At 62.1% G+C, this 22,732-nt stretch carries 20 protein-coding genes; 7 read left to right on the top strand and 13 right to left on the bottom strand.

The features are described from left to right. The 4 genes from DC522_RS00830 to DC522_RS00815 form a co-directional block, all read right to left on the bottom strand. Positions 1-231 (bottom strand): DUF4170 domain-containing protein, encoded by a 231-nt coding sequence (locus DC522_RS00830; protein WP_116526792.1) that lies wholly within the window; start codon positions 229-231, stop codon positions 1-3. A gap of 60 nt (positions 232-291) precedes the next feature. Further along, complete coding sequence (locus DC522_RS00825; RefSeq protein ID WP_116526791.1) at positions 292-1,110, bottom strand: inositol monophosphatase; 819 nt, start codon at positions 1,108-1,110, stop codon at positions 292-294. A gap of 322 nt (positions 1,111-1,432) precedes the next feature. Beyond that, the gene (ubiA, locus tag DC522_RS00820; RefSeq protein WP_116526790.1) at positions 1,433-2,362 is read right to left on the bottom strand and encodes a 4-hydroxybenzoate octaprenyltransferase; all 930 of its coding nucleotides are present in this window, start codon (positions 2,360-2,362) and stop codon (positions 1,433-1,435) included. Between the two features lie 15 nt (positions 2,363-2,377). Continuing rightward, positions 2,378-2,851 (bottom strand): hypothetical protein, encoded by a 474-nt coding sequence (locus tag DC522_RS00815; protein WP_116526789.1) that lies wholly within the window; start codon positions 2,849-2,851, stop codon positions 2,378-2,380. A 209-nt stretch (positions 2,852-3,060) separates the two neighbouring features. Here DC522_RS00815 and DC522_RS00810 point away from each other — a divergent pair, with 209 nt between their 5' ends. The 3 genes from DC522_RS00810 (at position 3,061) to DC522_RS00800 (ending at position 6,724) form a co-directional block, all read left to right on the top strand. Further along, positions 3,061-3,807 carry a 16S rRNA (uracil(1498)-N(3))-methyltransferase gene (locus DC522_RS00810; protein ID WP_116526788.1) on the top strand — a complete coding sequence of 249 codons (747 nt, stop codon included), beginning with the start codon at positions 3,061-3,063 and terminating at the stop codon, positions 3,805-3,807. Between the two features lie 169 nt (positions 3,808-3,976). Further along, positions 3,977-5,119 carry a carboxylate-amine ligase gene (locus DC522_RS00805; RefSeq protein WP_116526787.1) on the top strand — a complete coding sequence of 381 codons (1,143 nt, stop codon included), beginning with the start codon at positions 3,977-3,979 and terminating at the stop codon, positions 5,117-5,119. Between the two features lie 234 nt (positions 5,120-5,353). After that, positions 5,354-6,724, top strand: a complete 1,371-nt coding sequence (locus tag DC522_RS00800; protein ID WP_116526786.1) for a glutamate--cysteine ligase — start codon at positions 5,354-5,356, stop codon at positions 6,722-6,724. A 336-nt stretch (positions 6,725-7,060) separates the two neighbouring features. Here the strand turns inward: DC522_RS00800 and sugE are convergent, their stop codons facing one another. The 5 genes from sugE to ilvD (DC522_RS00775) form a co-directional block, all read right to left on the bottom strand. After that, positions 7,061-7,378 carry a quaternary ammonium compound efflux SMR transporter SugE gene (sugE, locus tag DC522_RS00795; protein ID WP_116526785.1) on the bottom strand — a complete coding sequence of 106 codons (318 nt, stop codon included), beginning with the start codon at positions 7,376-7,378 and terminating at the stop codon, positions 7,061-7,063. 152 nt (positions 7,379-7,530) lie between these two features. Next, entirely contained in the window at positions 7,531-7,833 is a 303-nt protein-coding gene (locus DC522_RS00790) for a hypothetical protein (protein WP_116526784.1), read from the bottom strand. A 192-nt stretch (positions 7,834-8,025) separates the two neighbouring features. Further along, positions 8,026-10,302 (bottom strand): cadherin domain-containing protein, encoded by a 2,277-nt coding sequence (locus DC522_RS37060; protein ID WP_305777703.1) that lies wholly within the window; start codon positions 10,300-10,302, stop codon positions 8,026-8,028. A gap of 220 nt (positions 10,303-10,522) precedes the next feature. Beyond that, positions 10,523-12,370 (bottom strand): hypothetical protein, encoded by a 1,848-nt coding sequence (locus DC522_RS00780; protein ID WP_116526782.1) that lies wholly within the window; start codon positions 12,368-12,370, stop codon positions 10,523-10,525. Between the two features lie 222 nt (positions 12,371-12,592). Then, positions 12,593-14,422 carry a dihydroxy-acid dehydratase gene (ilvD, locus tag DC522_RS00775; RefSeq protein ID WP_116526781.1) on the bottom strand — a complete coding sequence of 610 codons (1,830 nt, stop codon included), beginning with the start codon at positions 14,420-14,422 and terminating at the stop codon, positions 12,593-12,595. Positions 14,423-14,654: 232 nt separating this feature from the next. On the opposite strand from ilvD (DC522_RS00775), the gene DC522_RS00770 reads away from it, so the two are divergent. Next, positions 14,655-14,888 carry a hypothetical protein gene (locus tag DC522_RS00770; RefSeq protein WP_116526780.1) on the top strand — a complete coding sequence of 78 codons (234 nt, stop codon included), beginning with the start codon at positions 14,655-14,657 and terminating at the stop codon, positions 14,886-14,888. Positions 14,889-14,933: 45 nt separating this feature from the next. Here DC522_RS00770 and ilvD (DC522_RS00765) read toward each other — a convergent pair whose 3' ends face one another. After that, positions 14,934-16,607 carry a dihydroxy-acid dehydratase gene (gene ilvD, locus DC522_RS00765; RefSeq protein ID WP_116526779.1) on the bottom strand — a complete coding sequence of 558 codons (1,674 nt, stop codon included), beginning with the start codon at positions 16,605-16,607 and terminating at the stop codon, positions 14,934-14,936. A 210-nt stretch (positions 16,608-16,817) separates the two neighbouring features. Then, on the bottom strand, positions 16,818-17,255 hold the full coding sequence (locus tag DC522_RS00760) for a YqaA family protein (RefSeq protein ID WP_116526778.1): 438 nt from the start codon (positions 17,253-17,255) through the stop codon (positions 16,818-16,820). A 310-nt stretch (positions 17,256-17,565) separates the two neighbouring features. Between DC522_RS00760 and DC522_RS00755 the strand changes: the two genes are divergently transcribed. Together DC522_RS00755 and DC522_RS00750 are read left to right on the top strand one after the other, a co-directional pair. Continuing rightward, complete coding sequence (locus tag DC522_RS00755; protein ID WP_116526941.1) at positions 17,566-18,744, top strand: NAD(P)/FAD-dependent oxidoreductase; 1,179 nt, start codon at positions 17,566-17,568, stop codon at positions 18,742-18,744. 366 nt (positions 18,745-19,110) lie between these two features. After that, positions 19,111-20,091 carry an aldo/keto reductase gene (locus DC522_RS00750; RefSeq protein ID WP_116526777.1) on the top strand — a complete coding sequence of 327 codons (981 nt, stop codon included), beginning with the start codon at positions 19,111-19,113 and terminating at the stop codon, positions 20,089-20,091. A gap of 8 nt (positions 20,092-20,099) precedes the next feature. On the opposite strand, the gene DC522_RS00745 is transcribed toward DC522_RS00750, so the two are convergent. Next, positions 20,100-21,278 carry an aminotransferase class V-fold PLP-dependent enzyme gene (locus tag DC522_RS00745; protein WP_116526776.1) on the bottom strand — a complete coding sequence of 393 codons (1,179 nt, stop codon included), beginning with the start codon at positions 21,276-21,278 and terminating at the stop codon, positions 20,100-20,102. Positions 21,279-21,296: 18 nt separating this feature from the next. Then, entirely contained in the window at positions 21,297-22,121 is an 825-nt protein-coding gene (kynA, locus tag DC522_RS00740) for a tryptophan 2,3-dioxygenase (RefSeq protein WP_116526775.1), read from the bottom strand. A gap of 175 nt (positions 22,122-22,296) precedes the next feature. Here kynA and DC522_RS00735 point away from each other — a divergent pair, with 175 nt between their 5' ends. Beyond that, the gene (locus DC522_RS00735) at positions 22,297-22,539 is read left to right on the top strand and encodes a DUF3297 family protein (RefSeq protein WP_116526774.1); all 243 of its coding nucleotides are present in this window, start codon (positions 22,297-22,299) and stop codon (positions 22,537-22,539) included. The last annotated feature ends 193 nt before the right edge of the window (positions 22,540-22,732 follow it).

Below are 22,732 nucleotides of genomic sequence, written 5' to 3'. Positions count from 1 at the left end.
TTAAGCCTGCGGCTCCAGCAGGCGGTGCAAGTGCACGATGAAGTAGCGCATCTGCGCATTGTCCACGGTGGCCTGGGCCTTGGCCTTCCAGGCAGCGTGAGCCGCGGCGTAGTTCGGGAAGATTCCGACGATGTCGAGCTTGGAGAGATCCTTGAAATCAACGGATTCAAGGTTGGTGAGCTCGCCGCCGAAAACCAGGTGAAGGAGCTGCTTGCCAGACGTGTCGGTCATAGGTTCAGAACTCTTCTGAAGGAGTGCAGGAATGGGATGTTGCTGTGAGGCAAACTTCGTTCAGGTCCTCATGGCTCCAATAGCACGAGGATGCAACCGTGACGCAACGGCAATCATCTCATCATGATGCGGTCGAGGCTTATTGTAAGTGGGTGAAAGGCCTGCAAAATCCGTCAGCCGGCCACCTGCCTCCCGCAGGATGAGATCGGCGGCGGCAATGTCCCAGTCCTGTGAATTGTGGGAAACAAGCCCGACATCGATGGAGCCATCCGCCACGCGGGCGAGCCGCAGGGCCAGAGAGGGCACCTTGGGCAGGCGCTCTACGGGGCCGGTATTGCGCTCGAACCGGTCCACCAGCGGCTTCGGGCCTGCCACGCGGGCTGGAGCCGGGAGCTCCATCTGGGACAGCTGAAGCCTTTGCCCATTGCGCCAGGACCCACTGCCGAGAAGGGCCTCGTAGGTCTGGTCATGAATGGGGGCGTGGAGAACGCCCAGCACCGGCATGCCATCCTGCACAAGGGCGATGGAGATCGCCCAATCGGGATGGCCTGACGCGAAGGCGCGCGTGCCGTCGATGGGGTCGACTACCCACACATGGCTGCGCCCCAGGCGGACGGGGTCGTCCGCCGTTTCCTCGGACAGCCAGCCGGCCTCGGGGAAAAGGCCGGTCAGGTGCTCCTTCAGAAACGTATCGAGAGCGATGTCCGCTTCCGTCACCGGAGAGCTCTGGCCCAGGGAACTCTGACCTTTGTACCAGAGCCGTGCCGCCGTCTGTTCGCCCGCGCGGAAATAGGGCAGGGCCAAAGCGCCAGCTTGGCGCGCCGCATCGCGTACGGCCTCAGCGAGGTGGACAAGGGAAACGGCGGAAGAAGAAAGCATCGGGTTCAAGATGGGACGGATCGGCGGCGGATGCTAGCGCATCGTGCGGAAAAGTGGATCCGGTTTTCCGCTCAAAACGATGCGCTCCTCTCAAGGCTGAGCATCGGATCGATCCCAAAAGTGCAAGTCCACTTTTCACGTCCGATGCTCTAGGGACGGAGGGAGGAAACCTGACACCTTCCCGTCATAGCCGGGCTCGTCCCGGCTATCTCGATTGGAAGAGCGCCGCGCCTCACCGAAGCGGGATCACCGGCACAAGGCCGGTGATGACGGGGTGGGGTGGGATGGACAAGGCATAGTGCTCTGACCGTCCGACCTCCGTCTAGAGCAGGGCATCGACGATCATGGCGGCGAAGAGGATCAGTCCGGCGTCACGGTTCGAGCGGAAGAGGCGTAAAGCCCCTGCACCGTCGGAGCGGTCGATGCGGGCCACCTGCCAGCCGAGATGCAGGGCGAAGAGGCCAAGGCCGGTATAGGATGGGAGCCCGACATCCGCCGCGACGAAGGCCGCGATCATGAGCGCAATCGTCAGGGCATAGCAGATGCCCACACCCATCCTCACGCGCTCGCCGAAGAAGCGGGCGGAGGACTTGATCCCGGCGATCTCGTCGTCCTCGATATCCTGCAAGGCATAGATCGTGTCGTAGCCGACCACCCAGGCGACGCTGGCGAAGTAGAGCAGGACCGGGGCGAGGCTCAAAGATCCGAAGGCGGCCGCCCAGCCCATCAGCGCGCCCCAGGAGAAGGCCAGGCCCAGCACGATCTGCGGCATCCAGAAGAACCGCTTCATGAAGGGATAGAGCGCCACGACCCCGAGCGAGCCGAAGCCCACCGCGATGGCGAAGCTGTTGAACTGGAGAAGCACGAGAAGCCCGACCAGAGCCTGGAGCCCGAGGAAGGCCAGCGCGCCCTTGAGGCTTACTTGCCCGGAGGGCAGCGGGCGCTGCCGGGTGCGCTCCACCCGGATATCGAGGTCCCGGTCGACGATATCGTTATAGGTGCAGCCTGCGCCGCGCATGGCGACCGCGCCGATCAGGAAGAACAGGCAATGGAGCGGGTCGGGCCAGGGCTGCCCCTTCACGATGGCGGCCAGCCCCGCCGACCACCAGCAGGGGAGCAGCAGCAGCCACCAGCCGATGGGGCGCTCGATCCGTGCCAGACGCAAATAGGGGCGTAAGCCCACCGGAGCCCACCGGTCGGCCCAATGGCCGCGCACGGCATCGGGAAGGGAGGACGCCCCGGGGCGCTCCATGGTGATAAACCTTGTTTAGAGAGCACCCTTCGGCACGCTGAGCGTCCCGGTCAGGCCGCCGCCCATGCGGGGACCACCCTGTTGCTGCTGCTGCTGGGCCTGCTGCTTGGCGCGCTTCTCCATCTCGGCCATCTTCGCGGCGGCTCCGCAAGCCTGGCCCTTGAAGGTCTGGGCGCGCTTGTGGTCCTGCTCGAAGTTCTGGAGCACCTGATCGGGAACCTGGCACCAATCCTTATTGGTGGTCATCCACTTCAGGCCGGCATCGCCGTTGGTCACGAGCTTGCCGAACACCGTGCAGGCGGCACGAGGATCGACCTGCTTCTTCTTGCCCCCGCCGGTGAGCGTGGAGACCTGCTTGATGATCTCCTGGCGTTCGAGGAGAATCTTCTGCCCATCCTGGCATCCACTCGCCTGCGCAAAGGCAGGAGCGGATGCGAAAATGCCAACGGCGGCAAGCGCGGCCATCAAGGTCGAACGGATGTGCGTCATGGCAAAAACCCTTCAAAAAGCCCGCGACGTCTCGCGCGCCTGTGCCCTGTTAACAGGTTCCCGGCCCCAAGGCCAAGGGGCGATTGGTCGCCTGATCCGTCAAGCTGTGCCATGGCGCACCTGAATTCGAGATGAGCACGGTCTCTCTTTCTCTCCCCATATCCTTAGGAAATTGATAAAGCTCGGGAGCTCATACCCCCAAGGTTCCCATGGCCGAGTACGATTTCAACGCGCCCCGCCTCTTCGTCGATTCGCCGCTTCAGAAGGATGCGAGGATCGCCCTCGACCGGGCGCAGGCCAATTACCTGCTGAACGTCTTACGCCTCAAAGCCGGCGAGAGCGTGCTGATTTTCAACGGACAGGATGGGGAATGGCGGGCGGAAGTGTCGGTGGAAGGGCGCAAATCCGCCGACCTGATCTGCATGAAAAGGGTCCGCGAGCAGACGGCGCAGCCCGATCTCATCTATGCCTTTGCGCCCCTCAAGCACGCGCGCCTCGACTACATGGTCCAGAAAGCCGTGGAGATGGGCGCAGGTATCCTTCAACCCGTCATCACCCGCCGCACCCAGAGCACGCGCGTGAACCTCGAGCGCATGCGCGCGAACGCCATCGAGGCGGCGGAGCAATGCGGGATTCTGACGATCCCGGAGGTGCGTGAAGAGGAGAATTTGGAGCGTTTTCTCAAGGGTTTGGATAAAGATCACGTTCTTGTGTTCTGCGATGAGGGCGCAGCCGTCGCCAACCCGGTCGAAGCCCTGGCCAAGCTTGGGAACAATCCATCAGGCGTTGCCGTTATCGTGGGCCCCGAAGGGGGTTTTACCGATCAGGAGAGAGCGCTTGTCGCCGCCCACGAAAGATGTGTTCGCGTATCGTTGGGACCGCGCATCCTGCGAGCCGATACTGCCGCAGTGGCAGCCCTCGCGATCGTTCAATCCGTGCTCGGCGACTGGAACTGACGCGCCCATCCGGCGATGGGCCACGCCAATTCGCCTCTAGCATCAGAAGCTTAGCAGTTTAACGCCGATTCGCCCCACTCACGCCCCATTCGGCCTGAGTTTGGTGCGGTGTCAGGCCTGCCTGCGCGTACAAGGTCATTCCTGAAAAACAAATAGAGGAAACCGGGAAATGAGCTGGGATTTCAAGTTCGGCATCGAAGAAGAGTACTTTGTGAACGATGCCACGAAGCGGGACGTGGCCAAGAGCAGAATCAAGGAGTTCTTCGACTCCTGCAGGGCACAGCTCTCGGATGACATCCAGCCCGAGATGCTCGAGCCTCAGATCGAGATCTCCACCAAGCCGATGATCGATTTCGCTGAGGCCCGCTCGCAGCTTTCCGGCTTGCGCTCGTCCGTGGGTACGATTGCCCGCGACTACAATCTGTCCATCATGGCCTCCGGCACGCATCCGCTCGCCGTCTGGTCGCGCGTGCGCGCCAACAATGCCCAACCTCGCTACGGCAAGGTCATGCACGACCTGCAGATGCTCGGCAGCCGCACGATTCTGTGCGGCATGCATGTGCATGTGGAGGTGCCGGATCTGGCCGCGCGCGTGGATATCATGAACCGCATCCAGCCTTATCTTCCGCTGCTGCTTGCGCTTTCCACTTCGTCGCCCTTCTGGCAGGCGCAGCGTACGGGACTTCTGGGCTATCGATTGGCGGCCTATCGCGAGCTGCCGCGCACCGGCTTGCCGGATCTGTTCGAGGGGGCCGAGGATTACCAGCGCTACATCGACACGCTGGTGGCCGCCCGCGCCATCGAGAATTCGAGCTATGTGTGGTGGGTGATCCGCCCCTCGCTCAAGCATCCGACGCTTGAGCTGCGCGTCGCCGACAGCTGCACGCGCGTGGACGATACCATCGCCATTGCCGCCCTCTATCGCTGCCTCGTGCGCCGCTTGAGCCTCGACCTCAAGCTCAATGCCGGCCAGACTGGCGCCTCTCGTGCCATCAACGACGAGAACAGCTGGCGCGCGATGCGCTATGGCATCCATGGCAGCTTCGTCGACGAGAAGACACGCAGCGCCAAGCCTGTCCGTGAGATGCTCGACGACGTCCTCAACATGATCGCGGACGATGCCAGGGAACTCGGCTGCGAGCGCGAGGTGGACCTCGCCCGCTGGATCGTCGCCCGGGGCACCAGCGCCGACCGTCAGCTGACCCTCTATACGGAAGCCCTCGGTCGTGGCCTGTCGAGCCGGGATGCCTTGGCCGGTGTCGTCGACTGGCTCTCCGCCGAGACCACGGGGGATCTGGTCGTCCGCCATTGAGGCTCTAGGGCCTCGGACCCAGAAGTGGACCTGCACTTTTGGGATCGATCCGATGCTCATTCTTTGAGAGGAGCCATCGTTTATGCGGAAAGCCGGGTCCACTTTTCCGCACGATGCGCTAGATGGCCCTGCACTTTGTGGGGCCGCCCCTCATTGCAGCTTGGCCTTAACCCGCCTATCTAGTCTCGACCTGAGTCGGCGCGCCTTGAACGCGCTTTTTGGATGAGGTGATGTATGGCGCGGGACGTATCCGATACGACCCCCATCGGCGCGCGCTCCGAGCTCGTCGAGTGGATCGCTGAAGGTGAAAAGCCGCGCGAGACGTGGCGGTTGGGCACCGAGCACGAGAAGGTTCCCTTCTACAAGGCCGACGCCTCCCCCGTTCCGTATGACGGCGGCGAAGGCATTCGAGCGCTGCTCGAAGGCCTGCAGGAGCGCACGGGCTGGGGGCCCATCATGGAAGGCGACCATCCCATCGGCCTGTTCGATGAGGTCGGGGGCGCCGCCATCTCGCTGGAGCCGGGCGGACAATTCGAGCTCTCCGGCGCGCCGCTGAAGACGCTTCATGAGACGGCGCAGGAAACCGCAAGACATCTCGATGATGTGAAGGCCATCGGCGACAGGCTCGGTATCGGCTTTCTGACGCTCGGCATGAGCCCACTGTGGACGCGCGCGGAAACGCCCGTGATGCCGAAGAAGCGCTATCGCATCATGACGAATTACATGCCGAAGGTCGGCTCGCTCGGCCTCGACATGATGTACCGCACGTCCACCGTGCAGGTGAACATGGATTATGCGTCGGAAGCCGACATGGTGAAGAAGCTGCGCGTCTCGCTTGCGCTGCAGCCCGTCGCGACGGCAATCTTCGCCAACTCGCCGTTCACCGAGGGTAAGCCCAACGGTTTTCTTTCCATGCGCTCGCAGATCTGGCGCGATACGGACAACGACCGCACGGGCATGTTGGCCTTCGCTTTCGAGGATGGCTTCGGATACGAGCGTTATGTCGATTGGGCGCTCGACGTGCCGATGTATTTCGTCAAGCGCGATGCGACTTACCATGACGTTGCCGGCGCTTCGTTCCGCGATCTGCTCGCGGGCAAGCTCGCGCAATTGCCGGGCGAGCGCGCAACGCGCTCCGATTGGGCGAACCACGTCTCCACGCTGTTTCCGGAGGTGCGCCTGAAGCGCTACATGGAAATGCGTGGCGCTGATGTCGGCAATGCTCAGCACATCGTTGCGCTCTCCGCCTTCTGGGCGGGATTGCTCTATGACGAGACGGCGCTCGATGGAGGCTGGGAACTCGTGAAGAGCTGGAAGCCTGAGCAGCGCGAGCAACTGCGCGCCAACGTGCCGAAGCTCGCGTTGAAAGCGGAGATCGCCGGACGTTCGGTGCAGGACATCGCGCGCGATGCTCTGGCGCTCTCTCGCGAGGGCCTCAGGCGCCGCGCCTGTCTCGACGGGGCCGGGCAGGACGAGACGAAGCATCTCGTTTATGCCGAAGAAATCGTCTCCTCGGGCCGCACACAGGCCGAGCGGCTTCTGGAGCGTTACCATGGTGAATGGGGCGGCTCGGTCCTGCCTGCCTTTAGAGAATGCGTTTTTTGAGCCGCATTTCCATGCCAGATTCCATAAGCGGAGAGGGCTTCGGCTTCCTCTCCGCCTACAGCCTCGGACGTGAAAAGTGGATTTGCACTTTTGGGACCCATCCGATGCTTTCTCCGTCAATGAGAGCATCGTGCGGAAAACCGGATCCACTTTTCGCTGACGCGGCCCTTCGGTTCCGCACGATGCTCTAGAGCACCGGACGAGAAAAGTGAGCTCCACTTTTGGGACTAATCCGATGCTCCCTTCTATAAAAGCGCATCCTGAAAATGGAAAACCGGGTTCGTTTTCAACGATGCGCTAAGCAGCCCGTGCGAGTGCGACGCGACTGAACCGGTCTTACGCCGAAGCGAGTTTGAGGCCGAGGATGCCGGCTACGATCAGCCCGATGCAGGCAAGGCGGAGTGCGGTGGCAGGCTCTCCCAGAAGGACGATACCCAGCAGGGCGGTGCCCACCGTGCCGATGCCGGTCCAGACGGCGTATCCGGTCCCGACCGGCAGCGTCTTAAGGGCCACACCCAGCAGCAGGACGCTTATCACCATGCTGCCCGCGGTCAGGATCGTGGGTATCAGCCGGGAGAAGCCATCCGTGTATTTGAGGCCGATGGCCCAGCCAATCTCGAACAGGCCCGCCAGTGTCAGATAAATCCACGCCATTCCAGACCTCGCGTCACCGGCCGGTGATACCCCACTCTCGGAGATGATAACGCGAGGCCCCCTTTGCGCCCCTTCAGGTATACAGGGCGGGCGCAGCCGGCTCAATAGAGGCCAAGATTGCAAGAAATGCCTACAGGCTTGGCATAGGAGCCTCAGTTTTCCGGATTGTCGGAGGGACGGGCCGAGGGCTTCAAGGAGGCATAAGGATCGAAGGGAGCATAGATCTGATGCTTCCACGAATCCCCGCAATTGATGCAGATCGAGCGGATCATGTGGTTGCTGCTCTGCTCCATGCGCTTGAGCAGCTTTTCCTGCCGCCGCTGAGCCTCGTTCTGCTCCGCCTCATAACCGGAGGGACGCACCGTGAGCTTCATGCCCTGGCCCTCGGATGCTCCTTGAGCAAAGGCCGGTCCTGACAGGCCGGCGAGAATGGCCGCGAGAACATAATGGCGCATCGGACTCCCCCTCGGCCGATCTGAAACATCCCTGACTGGATGTCACGCAATGCTATTCCGTCAAGAGCAAACAGGAAGATTGGGACCATTGGAAGCAGGCTCTGTGGAGGAAAGGCGTAACAAACGTCATTCTTCTCCGTGAGCGGCGGCGCAGGTCTCGTGGCCCACGCCGTCGTTCTCGTCTCGAGTTTCTCAGATCACGGTGAACTCGGAGTAGACGAGAGCGGCCTTGTTGGTGAACTGCCCGATCAGCACCTGCGCGGCTGCCCCCGAGCCGTCCGGGTCGTAGTACAGGTTGCCCATGCCTTTGTCGTAGATCAGGTGGTCGTCGGCATCGAGAGCCTTGGTGCCGAGCACGAACTTCGAGTTGCTCAGGCGGCCCACCCCGCCCAGCTTCGGCATGTACCGGTTGTCGAGATAGACGCTGTCATAAGCCTTGTTGTAGTCGGCGATCTTGTCCACGTTGCCGGTCTTGCTCAGCCGGTCCTTGAACACGAAGGTGTCCCGGCCCGAGCCGCCCGAGAGGATGTCGTTGCCATAGCCGCCATTGAGCGTGTCGTTGCCCAAGCCGCCGGAGAGCCGGTCGGCGCCTGCACCGCCCACGAAGCGGTCGTTCGCAGAGGAACCGCTGGTGACTTCCGTGGCCCAGTCGCCCACGGTGATCGTCAGACTCCGCGTGACGGTGGCGCCTGCCCCGTCCTTAGCCTCAACCACAATGGTGTGGGATGTAGCTTGCTCCCGGTCGAGCGCATATCCGTTGGCCACCACGATAGACTTCCCGTCTGCGCCGAGCGCGAAGCGCCCGTTCGCGTTTCCGATCAGCCGGTAGGTGAAGGTATCGCCTGGGTTTGGATCGTCTGTTGCAAGCATGCCGACGGGCGTGCCGTTGGCAGAGAGCTCCCGCACCGTCGATTGGCTCAGGCCGATCTGTTCCGGCGGAGCATTGGTGTGCGTGCCTGCGCTGTCCTGAATGGTTTTGACGCCTTGACGGAAGAGCTGGGCGGACTCGGGCGCCGTGAACGCAGCTCCCTCAAGAACGACCGTCACGTCCTTGCCCAGCAGAGCGTTCACGAGAAGAGCCGTGGTGCTGTTCGAGAAGGTCAGGGTGCCGTTGTCCAGGATCGTGATCGTCTCGATACCCGCAATGGTCTTGCCGCGCAGGTCGTAATTGCCTCCCATCAGACGCAGCTCGTCCACGCTCGCACCACCCTGAATGCTCGTAAACCCGGAAAGAGACGCAGCATCGGCGAAGATGAGATCCTCATCGCGGGTCGCGCGCAGGATCTGGATGTTGGCGAGACTTCCGAACTTGGTCAGATCGCTGAAGCCATCTTCCGACAGCTGCAGAGTATTCGTGCCGCCGCCGCCGTCGAGGGCATCGCCTGCGGTAATGGTCTCCTCGGGAGCCAGGAACACCTCGTCGGTTCCGTCGCCGGCAAGATTGTCAGTCCCGGAGGTCAGGATGTGTGTATTGGCAGGGCCAACGCCAACCTTAACAGTCGAATAGCTTGACCGGTTCCCCGCGTCTCTAAGTAAAATCTGAACCTCGTACTGAGCTGCGGGACTTTCCGCAGAGAGAGTGTTTTTGAAGGCCAGCGCCCGGATCAGCTTTTCTACAAGTGCCGGAGTCGCTGCGTCGTCAAAATAAACTTTTAAGGACCACGTTTCATCCAATGTGGACGTGGAGATCGATCCGATGTTCACACCGTCGACGGATATGAGGCTTTGATCATGCACCCCGTTGCTGAGCGTCACTCCGGTTCCCTGCGTATGAATATCGAGCGACAGATTGATATTACTGGGGCCGGAGAAGGTTACGTTCATGAACTTGAGGTCGGTGTCCTGGACTCCCAATGCCGCGGCCGTGCCAACATCGAGGCGAAGGCTTGAGCCAAAGGGCACAAAGATCTGATCTCCGTCGAGGTTCTGAAGCTGCGGCGGAGCATCGCTTGTCATTCGACCAGCCGCGTCGGTGATCTTATCGATGCCGCGCGCGAAGAATGCCTGGCGCTGTTCATCGCTCAGCACGTCGCTCGTGATGATGAGATGGTCGTTGTACGAGTAATAAGCCTCGATAAGCTGCGCGGTCGCCAGGTTGTCGACCGTCACCTGCGCTGAACCGTTAAAGAGTTCGATCTTCTCGAAGCCTGTGATCGTCTTGCCCGTCAGGTCGAAATTTCCGCCATCATACAAGACCAGGGAGTCCGTACCAGCGCCGCCATCGATGATCATGACGTCGGTTGTCTGGTAAGCGAACATCCAAAATTTCTGCGACTGCTCCGAGCCGAGAATGATCTCGATGCCAGAAATCCCTGCCGTCCATAAGTTGTACTGGCCGGCGTCAGTCAGTTTGAGCGTATCGACACCCCATTCACCATCGATGAAGTCGCCGCTGTTGATGGTGCCCGAGGCCGCAACGAAGATTTCGTTGGCCCGGGTGCCATCGATAGAGTCGCGTCCCGATGTCAAAGAGATCTCCGTAGCCGAAGCTAGGAGGATGGGTGATAGGGCTGCCGACAGTTTCAGCATGATCGAGGCCTTGAGAAGGGGTGGATCTTAGCCTTATACGCTTATGTTTTGTTATAATAAAGCATAAACGTCTCGCTCATCCAGGACTGGAGCACTGCATGACGGGCCTTCAATCCTGGATGCGCATGCTGATATTCTGGCTTTCGAGGCTCCGGGCCCCTCAGATCACGGTGAACTCCGAATAGACGAGAGCGGCCTTGTTGGTGAACTGCCCGATCAGCACCTGCGCGGCTGCCCCCGAGCCGTCCGGGTCGTAGTGCAGGTTGCCCGTGCCTTTGTCGTAGATCAGGTGGTCGTTGGCATCGAGAGCCTTGGTGCCGAGCACGAACTTCGAGCTGCTCAGGCGGCCCACCCCGCCCAGCTTCGGCATGTACCGGTTGTCGAGGTAGATGCTGTCGTAAGCCTTGCTGTAGTCGGTGATCTTGTCGAAGTGGGTGCTTCCCGGCCGCTCCTTGAATGCGAAGATGTCGTTGCCCGTGCCGCCCGTCAGCACGTCCCGGCCGGTGCCGCCACCCAGCGTGTCGTTGCCGGCGCCGCCGGAGAGCCGGTCGCTGCCGGACACGCCGTAGATCTTGTTGTTGCCCGCGTTGCCGACAATCGTGTTGGCGCTGGCGTTACCCTTCAGCGTCAGGGCAGAGGTGCCGGTGGCATAAAGCTGCTCCACATAAGAGGCCAGCGTGTAGCTGATGGGGGTGTAGACCCTGTCGGCGGTGCCGCCCGTGGAGCTTTCTTTCACCTGGTCGCCCACGGCATCCACATAATAGGTGTCGTTGCCGGTTCCTCCATTGAGGATGTCGTTTCCTTTGCCGCCCCAGAGCTTGTCATTGCCGCCCCCGCCGTTGAGCGTGTCGTTATGGTAGCCGCCGTCGAGTTTGTCGGCGCTCGCCGTGCCGTTCCAGACAAGGCCGGTCGTGTGAGCAGGGGCGGAATAATGCGTGGTGATCGTTTCGTTGGCGGGCTTGTGCTGCGTGGTGTAATCCGTCCACGAGACGCCGCGTTCTTCCATCGGGTTTTCGAAGGAGTAGTAGCTCCAGATGAAGGATCCTGCGAGCCATTGGCCGCCGTAGTTCTCCATCACCTTGAAAAGCGCCGTATAGGCGTCGACCTGCTCCTGGAAGTCGGGGGGAGCGTCCTGCGATCCGCCGAACACGCCGGGATCGGTGGTCGTCCCGTCGAGGCTGCGATAGCCGACCTCGGTGAAGATCACCTTCTTGCCGTACTGTTCCGACAGCGCCTTGTAGTATTCGACGACCGATTTGCCTCCCAGGAGGGTGTCGCGCACCCAGGGATTGAAGTGTGGCTGCGTCCAGGCGGCGACCATCTCGTCGACAGTGGGATTGTACGGCGAGGTGTCGTCCGGCGCGTGCTTCGGGGCGAGCGGGTAATAGGCGTCGACCCCGATATAATCGACCTTGTCCCAGAACCCGACATCCTTCACCGTCCAGTAGGTGGCCGCATAGGTGACCTTGCCCGAGTACACGGCGCGCACGGCGTCGATGATCTCCGCCCATTTCTCGGTGTAGGTCTTGCCGTCGCTGCAGACCTTGGTCGGATCGATCATGCTGTCCATCTCGGTGCCGACGCAGATCATCGCCGCGCCGGCCTCCTGCGCCACCTTGGCGTATTCGACCATCATGGCCTTGTAGCTGTCGAACCATGCCTTTGGATCGGTGGGAGCGAGTTCCGCGCGCCAGACACGATTTTCGGTTTCGAGATGAGGCTTGAGCACCACGTTGAGGCCGCGTGCCTTGGCCTCGAGAATGGATTGCTTGACCTGCTCGAAGGTATCGCTCTCGTTGTCCCAGGGATTGTTCGGATCGCCGAGCCTCAACCCTACCGAATTGCTGTATTTGTCGGTCTGAAAGAAATTGGGGACGAGCGTGACGGTGCTGGCGCCGGTAGCGACGATCTGATCCATGGCCTTGAGGCCAGTGGGAGCGAGGATTTGTCCGCCCCAGTAGGAAGGCTGGGTAATGCTTTCCCACTCGAAGATCTGCCCTGTCCCCATGATCGTGCCCCCTGATCCAATTTGCCGTCACGGCCGCAATACAGCCTGGCTATTAAATATAAATATATAACATATCAATAAAAGGCTGTCGTTAAGCCGGATGGCCTAGGCGGCTCCATGACGCAGCCGCGGGAAAGGCGCGCCAAAGCAAAAAGGCTGGCGCAGGCTGCGCCAGCCTCCTTGGCTGGTTCCGTTACGTGAGGATGGGGCCGGATCAGAAAATCAGATCTGCCGGACGGCACCCTTGGCGGCGCTGGTGGCGAGCATCGCATAGGCCTTGAGGGCCGCCGACACCTTGCGCTTGCGCGGCTGAGCCGGCTGCCAGCCCTTGGCCTCCTGCTCCGCGCGGCGGCGCTCCAGCTCGGCATCGTTCACGGCCAAGTGGATGCGGCGGTTCGGGATGTCGATCTCGATGATGTCGCCATCGCGCACGAGGCCGATGGTGCCGCCTTCCGCGGCTTCCGGGGAGACGTGACCGATGGAGAGGCCCGAGGTGCCGCCGGAGAAGCGACCGTCGGTGACGAGCGCGCAAGCCTTTCCGAGGCCTTTCGACTTCAGGTAGCTCGTGGGATAGAGCATCTCCTGCATGCCCGGTCCGCCGCGCGGACCCTCGTAGCGGATGATGACGACCTCGCCGGCCGAGACCTTGCCGTTGAGAATGCCGCTGACGGCATCGTCCTGGCTCTCGAAGATGCGGGCCGGGCCGGAGAACTTCAGGATGCTCTCGTCCACGCCCGCGGTCTTCACGATGCAGCCGTCGAGCGCGAGATTGCCGAAGAGCACCGCGAGGCCGCCATCCTTCGAGAAGGCGTGCTCCGCATCGCGGATGACGCCGCCGGCGCGGTCCACGTCCAGGCTGTCGTAGCGACTTTCCTGGCTGAAGGCCGTCTGCGTGGGCACGCCGCCGGGCGCGGCGCGGTAGAAGTCATGCACGGCATGGCTGTTGGTGCGGCGCACGTCCCAGCGGTCGAGGGCAGACTTCATGGTCTCGGAGTGAACCGTCGGCAGGGAGGTATCGAGCAGGCCCGCGCGATCGAGCTCCCCTAAGATACCCATGATGCCGCCGGCGCGGTGCACGTCTTCCATGTGCACGTTGGACACGGCAGGCGCGACCTTGCACAGCACCGGCACGCGGCGCGACAGGCGGTCGATATCGGCCATGGTGAAGGGCACTTCGGCCTCATAGGCGGCAGCCAGCAGGTGCAGCACCGTGTTGCTCGAACCGCCCATGGCGATGTCGAGCGTCATGGCGTTCTCGAAAGCCGCAAATGAAGCGATCGAGCGCGGCAGCACGCTTGCATCGTCCTGCTCGTAATAGCGGCGGGCGAGATCGACGATGAGGTGGCCGGCCTCCACGAAGAGGCGGCGGCGGTCGGCATGCGTGGCGAGCGTCGAGCCGTTGCCCGGCAGCGAAAGGCCGAGCGCCTCGGTCAGGCAGTTCATGGAATTGGCCGTGAACATGCCCGAGCACGAGCCGCAGGTGGGGCAGGCGGAACGCTCGATGACCTTGATGTCTTCCTCCGCCACCTTCTCGTCGGCGGCGGCGACCATGGCGTCCACGAGGTCGAGCTTCTTGGTCACGCCATTGAGCACGACCTTGCCCGCTTCCATCGGCCCACCGGAGACGAAGACCGTCGGAATGTTGAGGCGTAAGGAAGCCATCAGCATGCCGGGGGTGATCTTGTCGCAGTTCGAGATGCAGACCATGGCGTCCGCGCAATGGGCGTTGACCATGTATTCCACGGAATCGGCGATCAGCTCCCGCGAGGGCAGGGAGTAGAGCATGCCGTCATGGCCCATGGCGATGCCGTCATCCACCGCGATGGTGTTGAATTCCTTGGCGACGCCGCCCGCCTTCTCGATCTCCCGCGCGACCAGCTGGCCCAGATCCTTCAGGTGGACGTGGCCCGGCACGAACTGGGTGAAGGAGTTGACGACGGCAATGATCGGCTTGCCGAAGTCGGAATCCTTCATGCCCGTGGCCCGCCAAAGGCCGCGGGCGCCCGCCATGTTGCGGCCGTGGGTGGTAGTGCGAGAACGATAGGTCGGCATAGGTTTCCTCGTAAACTTTGGGCCTTGTTCAACTGAAATTGCGCAACTTGCAACAAAAATTGCCATTCCTTGTGGGGAAGGGTGCTTTGCCGCAAGGTAATTGCCGGGCTGCTTTGCCTCTCCCGCGGACAGGAGGTCTGGAAAGCCGATTGGGACGGACCTGGGCTTGAAACGTCTGAGCCGTGAACGGCGTTGTTCTGCTTAAGCCGTGATGAAACGGGCAGGAGGCACCATGCTCACGAAGGATGATCTCGATTCCCCGGCCCATCTGCAATACGAGCCGATTGCCGGCCAGCAAGGGCACCCGAGCGACGTGACGGAGTTCGCTTCTCTCCGCGAGGCCGTTCACTGGGCCATGACCAACGAAGCCCCTGCCGGAACCCATGCGGTGATACGGGCCGCCTCGGGCGCGGTGCTCGGGCCTCGTCACCTGGAGGAGATCTGGTCGAGCCTGCAGGGGCCTTGAAGAATGCATGCTCCTGCTGGTTTCCGCGCATCGAAGACAGGTTTTCTATCCTGTGACCGCTCCTTCATTGGCTGGTTTGGCCAGCTGAGCGAACTTCGCCAGAACGCCGCGCGTGTAGCGCGGTGCCGGTTGACGCCAGGTGGCGCGCCGCCGGGCAAGCTCCTCGTCATCGACCTCGAGCTGCAATGACAGCTTGTGGGCATCGATGGTGATGATGTCCCCTTCCTGGACCAGGGCGATGGTGCCGCCTTCGTAGGCCTCCGGAGCGACATGTCCCACGACCATGCCCCAGGTGCCGCCGGAGAAGCGGCCATCGGTAATCAGGCCGACGCTTTCTCCGAGACCGCGGCCGATGATGGCAGATGTGGGCGACAGCATTTCCGGCATGCCTGGACCGCCCTTCGGTCCGAGATAACGCAGAACGAGGATGTCGCCCGGCTTGATCCTGTCGGAGAGGATTGCGTCCATCGCCGATTGCTCATCGTCGAACACGCGTGCCGGACCGGTGATCACCGGGCTCTTGAGACCTGTGATCTTCGCGACGGCTCCGGCCTCGGCGAGGTTGCCCTTGAGAATGGCAAGATGTCCTTCTGCATAGAGTGCTTTCTCGATGGGGCAGATGACATCCTGATCCGCACGAGGTGCGTCCGGCACGCCTGCCAGTTCCTCGGCCATCGTCTGCCCGGTGATCGTGAGACAATTTCCATGCAGAAGCCCCGCATTGAGCAGGATCTTCAGTACCTGCGGCACGCCGCCTGCCTGGTGCAGATCGACCGCCATGTACTTCCCTGAAGGTTTGAGGTCGCAGATCACGGGCACCTTGCGGCGCATGCGCTCGAAATCGTCGAGCGTCCATTCCACCTCCGCCGCATGCGCGATGGCCAGATAATGCAGCACCGCATTGGTCGAGCCTCCCGTTGCCATGATCAGCGCGACGGCATTCTCGATGGATCTGCGGGTGATGATGTCGCGCGGCTTGATGTTTTTCTTCACCGCCTCGACCAGGACACGAGCCGATTGCGCCGCGCTGTCGATTTTTTCCTGATCCGGGTTGGCCATGTTGGAGGAATAGAGCAGCGACATGCCGAGCGCTTCGAAGGACGAGCTCATGGTGTTGGCCGTGTACATGCCGCCGCAGGAGCCCGTGGTTGGACAGGCGTGACGCTCGATGCCGTCAAAGTCCTCCTCGCTCATCTGCCCTGCCATGAACGCACCGACCGCCTCGAAGGCCGAGACGATGGACAGATCCTGGCCCTTCCAATGGCCCGGCTTGATGGTGCCGCCATAGACATAGATCGCCGGAACGTCGGCGCGGATGATGCCGATCATGCCGCCCGGCATGTTCTTGTCGCAGCCGCCAATGACGAGAACCCCGTCCATCCACTGGCCCTGCACGCAGGTCTCGACGCAATCGGCAATCACCTCGCGTGAGATGAGGGAGTACTTCATGCCCTCGGTGCCCATGGACATGCCATCGGAGATGGTGGGCGTGCCGAAGATCTGCGGATTGGCTCCCGCCTCCCTGATGGCCGCGACGGCGGCATCCGCGAGAGGCTGAAGACCCGCATTGCAAGGCGTGATGGTCGAATGCCCGTTGGCAATGCCGATCATCGGCTTGTCGAAATCGGCCTTCTCGTAGCCCAGAGCGTAATACATGGCCCGGTTCGGCGAGCGCGCCACGCCCTGAGTGATGTGCTTCGATCGTTCATTGAAGGGCATGACATCCTCCCTGGAGCCGCCAGTCCATCTTAACGCATGGGTGAATGATAGGGCTCCCGGGGTTGAGCACGAAATATATTATTCTTAAGCTATTAAGCCATAACGCATATTAATTCGGGCCATGGACCTTCGCCGGCTTCGCGAGAAGCAGAACAACCAGATGCAGGCGCTCCATCATTTCATTGCTGTCGCCAAGGATCTGGCGCGAGGCTAGATCCAGCCCAGACTCAGGGCTCCGACTGCGAGATACCGTCCTGTCTTGGCGAGGGCGACGAGAAGGATGAAGACGGGCAGCGGCTCGCGCAATACGCCCGCCACGATGGTGAGCGGGTCGCCGATGACCGGCATCCAGCTGAGCAGCAGGGTCCAGCGGCCATAGCGGTGATACCATCTTTCGGCTTTCACCATCTGTTCGCGCTTGACCGGAAACCACCGCCGGTCTTCGAAGTGGCTGAAGAAGCGCCCCAGAAACCAGTTCACGATCGAGCCGAGAATATTGCCTATGCTGGCTACGAGGATGAGCAGCCACCAGGGGTAATGCTCCGCCACCAGCATGCCGAAGAGCACCGCCTCGGACTGGAACGGAAAGATGGTGGCCGAGAGGAATGCAGCGGCAAAGAGAGCGCTGTATTCGGCAAGGTGCGGCATGGGGAATACGGAAAAGCTGTTGCGGGGCCCCGGCCTTACCACGCTTGCCCAGCCTTCCCAATCCCGGTCCGGCGCTGAACGGATGCGTGTCGTGACCCATCCTTCCGTCGTGGCCGGGCTTGTCCCGGCCATCTCGATCGGAAGAGCGCCGCGTCTCACTCATCGGGATCACCGGCACAAGGCCGGTGATGACGAAGAGGGGACGACGGGAAGAGCGGCCGTGGTCCGCTCCCGCTTGCACGGCATGGAGGAAGTCACTACCAACGCCGCTCGCTTGGCTTTTCGTGAAAGCTCTCTGGGGAAGCGTCTCTTGGAACAGTTCGATGTTGTGGTGATCGGCGCTGGCGCCGCCGGCATGATGTGCGCCGCCGAAGCGGGAAAGCGCGGCCGCTCCGTGCTGATCCTCGACCATGCCGCCAAGCCCGGCGAGAAGATCCGCATCTCCGGGGGAGGGCGGTGCAACTTCACCAATCTCAACGCTTCACCCGCCAATTACATCTCGCAGAATCCGAGCTTCTGCATCTCGGCTTTGCGGCGCTACACGCAACGTGACTTCATCGCTCTCGTGGAACGCTATGGCATCGCCTATCACGAAAAGACACTCGGCCAGTTGTTCTGCGATGGCTCCTCGCGACAGATCGTGGATCTTCTGCTCACCGAGATGAAGCAGGCGGGTGTGGAGCTGCGCCTGCAGACATCCGTCACGCAGGTGGAGAAGACAGACGGAGGTTTCCACCTCCAGCTCTCGAATGGAGCTGCGCAGTGCCGGTCTCTCGTGGTGGCGACCGGCGGCAAGTCGATCCCGAAGATGGGGGCCACCGGCTTCGGCTATGATCTGGCGCGGCAGTTCGGATTGAACATTGTCGAGACGCGCCCTGCGCTCGTTCCACTCACGCTCGAGCCGATGATGCTGGAGCGGCTCAGCTCTCTCGCAGGCGTTTCCGTCGATGTGGTGGTTGCCTGCGGGAAGACGAAGTTTTCCGAGGCGATGCTCTTTACGCATCGTGGCTTGAGCGGTCCGTCGATCCTGCAGATCTCGTCCTATTGGCGCGAGGGTTCCGAGATCGTCGTTTCCATGCTGCCGGGCACTGATCTGTTCGAGGAGCTGCGCTCGGTTCGTACGCAGAACGGCAGGCAGGCGCTTCAGACGGCACTTTCCGCATTCCTGCCCAAGCGCCTCGCGCAGCTGGTCGCCGAGACGGAGAAGGGACCCGCGAACCTCGCCGATTATTCCGACAAGCATTTGCGACGCATCGACGAGGCGGTGAACCAATGGCGCTTCAAGCCTGCTGGCTCCGAAGGCTATCGCACTGCCGAGGTGACCTTGGGCGGTGTCGATACGCGCGAGCTCGACTCGAAGACCATGGAAGTGAAATCCATGCCTGGCCTCTACATGATCGGCGAGGTGGTGGATGTGACCGGTTGGCTCGGCGGCTACAATTTCCAATGGGCCTGGTCGTCCGGCTGGTGCGCAGGGCAGGCGGTCTAAAGCATCGGACGTGAAAAGTGGAACTGCACTTTTGGGGTTGATCCTTTTCCCTTCGTCATGGCCGGGCTTGTCCCGGCCATCCCGATGCAAAGGGCGCAGCGCTCCAAAGGATCGGGATCACCGGCACGAGGCCGGTGATGACGGGGGAGGTCCGCGTCAGCGAAAACCGGGGCCACTTTTCACTGGCGTGGCCCTTCGGGTCGCTGACGCGGCCCTTCGGGTCCGCACGATGCGCTAACGGGCGACCCCCGCGCATACGAGCCATGCCGGAATGATCTCTCGGAACATCGGGTTCGGGCTCTAGTTCATGGGAAGCGAGCCGTCTCAGGCGCGTGCGATCATCCACGCCGGACCAGGAGATTTCCCATGCAACAACGCCAACTCGGACAATTGACGGTCTCTGCCATCGGCCTCGGCTGCATGGGCATGTCGGAATTCTACGGCGGGCATGACGAGGATGAGTCCATTGCCACGATTCACCGGGCCATCGAACTCGGCGTCACCTTCCTCGATACCGCCGACATGTACGGTGTCGGACACAACGAGGAACTCGTTGGCCGCGCCATCCAGGATCGGCGCGACAAGGTGGTGCTCGCGACCAAATTCGGCAATGTGCGCGGACCCAACGGCGAGCGCCTCGGCATCAACGGAAAGCCCGATTACGTGCGCCAGGCCTGCGAGGCGAGCCTCAAGCGGCTGAAGGTCGATGTGATCGATCTGTACTACCAGCACAGGGTCGATCCTGAGACGCCGATCGAGGACACGGTCGGCGCGATGGCCGATCTCGTGCGGCAGGGCAAGGTGCGCTATTTGGGACTGTCAGAGGCCGCACCCCAGACCATTCGCCGCGCGCACGCGGTTCACCCCATCACCGCGCTGCAGACGGAATATTCCCTCTGGAGCCGCGATCCGGAGGATGAGATCCTCGATACGGTCCGCGAACTCGGCATCGGCTTCGTGCCTTACTCGCCGCTCGGTCGTGGCTTCCTCACGGGCCAGATCAAGAGCATCGACGACCTCGGGCCGGACGATTTCCGCCGATCCTCACCGCGCTTCGAGGGCGGGAATTTCCAGAAGAACCTCGACCTCGTGCGCGAGATCGACGCGATGGCGCAGGAGAAGGGTTGCACGCCTGCGCAGCTCGCGCTCGCCTGGGTACTGGCGCAGGGCGACGACATCGTTCCGATCCCCGGCACGAAGCGCCGCAAGTATCTGGAACAGAATGTCGGCGCTCTCGACGTCACATTGACGAAGGAAGATCTCGAGCGCATCGACCGCATCATTCCGCCAGGTGCCGCCGCCGGAACGCGCTATGCCGCCGCGGGCATGCAGACGGTGGGGCGGTAAGAACCGGCTCAGGCCGCCGAAGACGGTTCAAGAGCGCCCGCCTCGTAAAGGCGGCGGGTGAACTCGTCGACTTCTTCCTCCGTCTGATAGAGGCCGAAGCCGAAGCGCAGGCGCTGGCCTCGCACGTCCGTGATCACGCGCAGTTCCTGGAGATCACGGTAGATCGCTTGTGCCTGCGGTGTTTCGAAGGTGAGGAAGTTCCCGCGCCGCATCTCGTCCTGCGGCACGACGAGCTTCGCCTGCCCCAAGAGGGGGCAATCCGTGATGCGTTGGAGAAACTGTTGCTGCAGCGCCTTTGCTTGCGCATGAATGATCGCAGGCGTGATGCTCTCATCCGCGAGCCAGCGCATCACCGCATTGAAGCGATACAGGCCTGACGGGTCGAAGGTGGCGCCCATGAAGCGCCAGCCGTCGGTACTGTATCCCACCTGTCCGCTCTGCGCGTTGGTGAGATTGCCGAACGCGGCGTACCAGCCGGTGTCCCGCGGGCGCAATCCCCAACCGGGCGGGCAATGCATGAAGCAGGCGCCTTCGCCTGCCATGGCATATTTGTAGCCGCCGGCGATGTAGAAGGCGCGGTCCCCGATGCTGCTCAGATCCGTCGGTCGGGCCATGAAACCGTGATATCCGTCGATGACGACCATGGCCTTGTCGCCGGCGACTTCCGCAAGTCTGCGTGCATCTGCCGCAAAGCCCGAGTTGAAGAAAACCTGGCTGACGAAGACGAGGTCGAAATCATCCCCGGCCGCTGAAGCGAAGCGATCCTCGAAGCTCGTGAAAGGCTCTGTCGGCACACGCGTGACGGCAACGGCCCTGTCCTCCTCCAACCGTGCGATCTGGCGGCTGAAGGAGTGAAATTCGCCATCCGAGGTCAGGATGCGGACGGGCTTTTCAGTCGGAAAGCAGGAGAGAATGCGCCTGAGGAACTCATGTGTATTGGGCGCAACGGCGATGGTGCCTGGATCGGGCAGGTTGAGATGTCCTGCCACATGGGCGCGGAACTCATCGAGGACGGGACCGAGCACATGTTCCCATTTGTCGTCGATGAGGCGTGCCGCATCGTCCCATGCCTGCAGATGCGCTTCGCGTGTCACATTCGGCCAGGGATGGTGGCTATGGGCCGCGAAATGCAGGCGTTCCGGCTCGGCATTGAGAAAACGGGAGAAGTGAGAGCGCAGATCGAGCATGGCGATGCCTCGATGAGATCAGAGCTTGCCGCGGACGGACCAAAGCTCGGGAAAGAAATACCGCTCCAGCGCCTTGCGCAGGTACGCGACACCCGAGCTGCCGCCGGTGCCGCGCCGCATGCCGATGATCCGCTCGACCGTCTTCATGTGGCGGAAGCGCCATTGCTGGAAGGCATCCTCCAGATCGACCAGCTCTTCCGCGAGCTCGTAGAGATCGAAATGCTCGTTCGAGTGGCGGTAGATGTCTTCCCACACCGCTTCCACGCCGGCATGAGCTTCGTAGGGCTGCGTCACATCGCGGGTGAGCACTTCCTCAGGCACAGGATAGCCGCGTCGTGCCAATAGGCGCAGCGTCTCGTCATAGAGGCCGGGGTTTCGATAGGCTGCTTCCATCTGTGCCGCCAGATCGGCGCGATGCCGGTGCGGCGCCATTTTCACTTCGTCCTTTGCGCCGAGCTTGAACTCCACGAGGCGGTATTGCCAGGACTGGAAGCCGGAGGAGCGGCCCAGCGCCGGCCGGAAGCTGAGATAATCGGCGGGCGTCATGGTGGAGAGCACTGTCCAGGCCTGGATCAGCTGCTCCTGAATGCGGTTGATGCGCGCCGTGCATTTGAAAGCGGGCTGCAGCTGGTCGGCGCGGATGTGGTCGATGGCGGTGTCGAGCTCGCGGTTGAGCAGCTTGAGCCAGAGCTCCATTACCTGGTGAATGGTGATGAAGAGAAGCTCGTCGTGCTCGGCCGTCAGGGGCTTCTGCGCCGAGAGCAGGGTGTCGAGCTGGAGATAATCCCCATAGCTCATGCCCTCCGTGAAATCCGTATGAATTCCCTCCGTTGCGGCTGACATACTCTCCCCTCCACGCAAGTCTGCCTGCCCCCAAACCTCTGATGGTCCAGGGGGTGATAGAGGGAAATAGGGCAGGGGCGAACAATGTCGCGAGGCAGGGAGGTTCGGAATTGGCATCCCTGCCTCGAGAGGGTAGGTTGCGGCCCGATTTGATCTCGAACGGAGAATCCTGCCTATGGCCGACGCGCTTCCCGACCGCCTGTCCACCAACCCGAACAGCCCCTATTACAACGAGGAGCTTCTGGCCAAGGGCGTGGGCATCCGCTTCAACGGGGCCGAGAAGACCAACGTGGACGAGTATTGCGTCAGCGAGGGCTGGGTCCGCGTGATCGCCGGCAACGCCAAGGACCGCTTCGGCAATCCCATGACCATCAAGCTCAAGGGCAAGGTCGAGCCTTATCTGCAGGAGAAGGCATAACCCGCCCGAGACGGGCTATGGGCTGTTGCCGCCGATCCCGGCCGGGGCGGGGCCTTGCCGCACGCGCCGGGCCGGTTCTCTGAGGGGCATCCTCCGCAGGCTTGGCCTCATGTTCGGGCGTAGCGGCAAAAATCCGCAGCGAATCCGCACCGACGGCTGGACGCAGGGCTGGCCCGCCCAAGCTTAAGACAAG

Origin of the sequence: Microvirga sp. KLBC 81 (assembly GCF_003075415.1) — a bacterium.
Lineage (GTDB): Bacteria > Pseudomonadota > Alphaproteobacteria > Rhizobiales > Beijerinckiaceae > Microvirga.
Note: the sequence above shows the minus strand (reverse complement) of the source record. Positions and strands in the feature narration are given on the sequence as shown.